Consider the following 3,441-nt stretch of genomic DNA (forward strand, 5'->3'; position numbering starts at 1 on the left):
CGTTATCCTGACAGTCAACTACGATTATTGTCCGTGGGGGATTGTGACCACCTCGCGGTGAGATCGCCTGAGACTGCGCAACACGATCCCGCAGAGGTGGCCAATCGCGGCACCTCACATATCCTGAACGACCTCCTCACTCGATTTGCGCTTCACCTTCAGTGTCAGCGCAGACGCGATCAACGTATAAACGCAGCAGCCGAGTGCCTGCCATGACAGGGGTATGCCAGCGTCGATCAACAGGCCCATCATGATGGGAGACGCGCCACTGGCGACAACCATCCCGGCCTCGACGGAGGAACGCACACGGGCGAGTTCTCGGGTTCCGAACAGTTCGACCCAAAGGGCCGTTGCCAGGGTGGAGCCAAGCGCCATCGATATCGCCATGAGGATCATGTAGACGGGCGCTATCCATGGTGCGCTGACAAGACCGAGAACAAGCATTGCCAAGGCTTGCGGCAACAGGAACAGGGGCAGCAAACTCTTCGGTCCGATTTTGTCAATGATAGGTCCAATAGCGACAGATGCTACCGCCTGGACAATGGCGAAGGCGGCAAAGCTTGCGGCCACCGTGGAAATATCCCAGCCCTTCTGCTCGGCCAGCCGTGCCTGATGGAAGAAGAAGCCGGTGACAATGAACGGCCCGGCGAGCACGGCTGGCAAAGTCAACAGGAGACGGGCATCGCGCCAAAGTGCCTTGGCCTTCTCATCGCCTTTGCGAGGTTTGTCTTTCCGGCTGCGAATTGCCTGGTCGCCGTGTCGGGGGAGAAACAGCAAGGCGACCGAGACACCGGCGATCACGAGACCTGCGTTGATCATCCAGGCCGTGCGCCAGCCAAGGTGTTCCATCATCGTCACGCCGGCGATCGGAAAAAGACCTTGCGCGACGGAAAGACCAAGCGCGATCAGCCCAAGCGCCTTTCCGGCATCCTGCGGAAACGCGCGTGCCGTTGCGGTCAATGCGGTGTGCGTCATCAAGCCCTGTCCGCCGAGACGCAGGAAATAGAAGGCCACCGCCAGCATGATGAAATGGGAACTGACTGCAACGAGAACGCAGGCCATGGCGAGAAGCAGGGCTACGCACCAGGTGAAACGGCGCACGGTCGTGTAGTCGATCAGCCGACCGGCCCAGGTCAGGGTCAATGCGCTCAGGAAGGTGCCGGCCGCATAGGTTGCCCCGAGGCCGCCGTCGCTGAGGCTGAAGGCTTTACGAAAGTACGAGCCCGACACTGAGACGAAATAGGTCTGGCCGAAGCTTGAGAGCGCCATCAGTAGTGCGCCGAACAGGAGCTGCTGCCAGTTGACCCTGGCGAAATCGATATAGGCTCTAACCATCTACGGCTTTCTGAAATATGCGCTTATGGCTCCCGCCTGATCATGGCGAAAATGCAGAGCCGACTTCGCGGTTCCACGTTTGTGGTCGGTAAAGCGTGAGACTTCAATCGGCTTGTCGCGTGTCGGGTTTTTCCAGAGCAAGTCGTCCGATGATTGTCTTCACGTCGATGAAGGTGTCGGCCGCTTCGATGAGCATTGAAGGCGGGGCAATGGTGGTGGACGCATCCATGGTCGAAACCAAAGTGACCTTGATGTCATAATCCCGTAGACCGGCAAACATCGGCTCGAGCTTCCCATCGCCTGCAAGCACCATCACATGGTCCCCAGGTTCTGCGAGCAAGAACGCATCCACGGCGATCTGGATGAGATTGGTACCATATCGTTCCCGTGGATCTCCACGGCCATGGGTGCGACCCTTCACGACGAAGCCGTTATGTTTGAGCCAGCCAAAAAGGGGACGTTGGCGTTCCGCTTCGTTATCATCGCGAACATCGCGGTAGTAAATCGCCTGATCGACCGGCAAGCCTCCGTTGGCAGCGTCAGCCAGCTTGCGCAGATCGAACGGTGTCTCGAACACCGAACGCAAACGGTCATAGTGGCTTCCGTCGATCAGAAACAGAGTCTGTTTTTGTCGCGACATGATCGCTCCTCCCAAACGCTTCGGACAAGAGGGCGGGCAAAATGCCCGCCCGTCTCAGTTCAACGGAAGATGACGACCGGCACCTTGCAGGAACGGATCATCTCCGTGGTGGTGGAGCCGATGAAGAGGGTGCGCAGCCGGGAATGGCTGAAGGCACCCATGGCGAGGAGGTCGAAGCCTTCCTTTTCCACCATGTCCGAGATCACCTTGTCGGCCGCGCCCTGCACGAGGGCAACTTCCGGAGCGTAGCCTGCGGCCTTAAGGGTCACAGCGGCATCATCGAGTTTCTTGCGGTTCTCTGGCGTGTCGGCGCCTGCCATCACCACCTTGCAACCGAGGCCATCGAGGATCGGGCTGCGCGACACCTGGTCTACGGTCTTCCTCGCCATGCTTCCGCCGTCATAGGCGATCAGCAGCTTGGCGACCGGCTTGAAGGCCCGCGAGGCAATGACGATCGCCTTGTGGGTCGAGCGCACCACGCGCTCCAGGTTAGATCCGAGATGGCCCTTGGCGAAATCCGCCCCTTCGCCACGCTTGCCGATGACGATGATGTCGGCATTGGCTTCGAATTCCAGCACGGTATCGACGAGATCGCCGTTGCGCAGCTTCGTCTCGACGTTTGCAACGCCAGCCTGGTTGAGCCGGGCCTTTGCCTCGTCCAGCAAAAGACGCCCACGCTTGTGGGCGACCTTGGCCTTTTGCGCATCAAGTTCAGCCAGTTCCTCGAGGAGAGCAGTTCGGGCACCAAGCCCAATATTGCCGCTGAGGTTGACCGGCTCGGAGGCGAGATCGCGCCTGCCGATGACGTGGAGAAGCTCCACGGTCACGTCGGCCTTGCCCGCGATCCAGGCAATGTGGTCGCATACGCTCTGGGCATAGGGCGAGCCGTCGATCAGTCCGAGTATTCTTGTCATTGTTCGTTCCTCCCTCAGTGGCCCATCAGGCGCTCCATGGCGCCGGGCTTGTCGTGAATGGCGAGCTTATCGACGATGGTCTCGCTGGCCTGATTGAGGCCGATGATCTCGACATCGGCGCCTTCGCGGCGGAACTTCAGCACGATCATGTCGAGTGCCGCGACGCTGGAAATATCCCAGATATGGGCATGGCTGACGTCGATGGTGACCTTGTCGAGGGCTTCCTTGAAGTCGAAGGCCTTGTTGAAATCCTCGACGGAGGCAAAAAAGACCTGTCCCTCGACGGTATAGGTCCGATGCGCGCCATCAGCCGACAGGGCCGAAGTGACGCGGAAGATCTGGGAGATCTTCCAGGCGAAGAAGACGGCAGACAGCAGCACGCCGATCAGAACGCCGATGGCGAGGTTGTGCGTGTAAACGACGCCTACCACGGTCGCCAGCATGACGATGGAGGACGAGCGGGGGTGATCCTTCAGGTTCTTGATCGAGGACCAGGAGAAGGTACCGATCGACACCATGATCATGATCGCCACCAGCGCTGCCATCGGGATC

Annotated in this window: 4 protein-coding genes; all 4 read right to left on the minus strand. The window is 59.5% G+C overall.

Annotated features, from left to right (window positions below):
• Positions 1-114: 114 nt before the first annotated feature.
• Positions 115-1,335: an MFS transporter gene (locus DI606_RS19715; RefSeq protein WP_225246992.1), complete on the minus strand. Its 1,221-nt coding sequence runs from the start codon at positions 1,333-1,335 to the stop codon at positions 115-117.
• 103 nt (positions 1,336-1,438) lie between these two features.
• A complete protein-coding gene (locus DI606_RS19720; RefSeq protein ID WP_279795955.1) occupies positions 1,439-1,975 on the minus strand; it encodes an NYN domain-containing protein in 537 nt (178 codons plus the stop codon).
• A 59-nt stretch (positions 1,976-2,034) separates the two neighbouring features.
• Positions 2,035-2,889, minus strand: coding sequence for a universal stress protein (locus tag DI606_RS19725; protein ID WP_225246944.1), 855 nt, complete (start codon positions 2,887-2,889; stop codon positions 2,035-2,037).
• Positions 2,890-2,903: 14 nt separating this feature from the next.
• Positions 2,904-3,441, minus strand: a 538-nt coding sequence (locus DI606_RS19730) for an STAS domain-containing protein (protein ID WP_293985668.1), incomplete at its 5' end; no start/stop codon positions are given.

Origin of the sequence: Sphingobium sp. (assembly GCF_003248505.1) — a bacterium.
GTDB lineage: Bacteria > Pseudomonadota > Alphaproteobacteria > Sphingomonadales > Sphingomonadaceae > Sphingobium.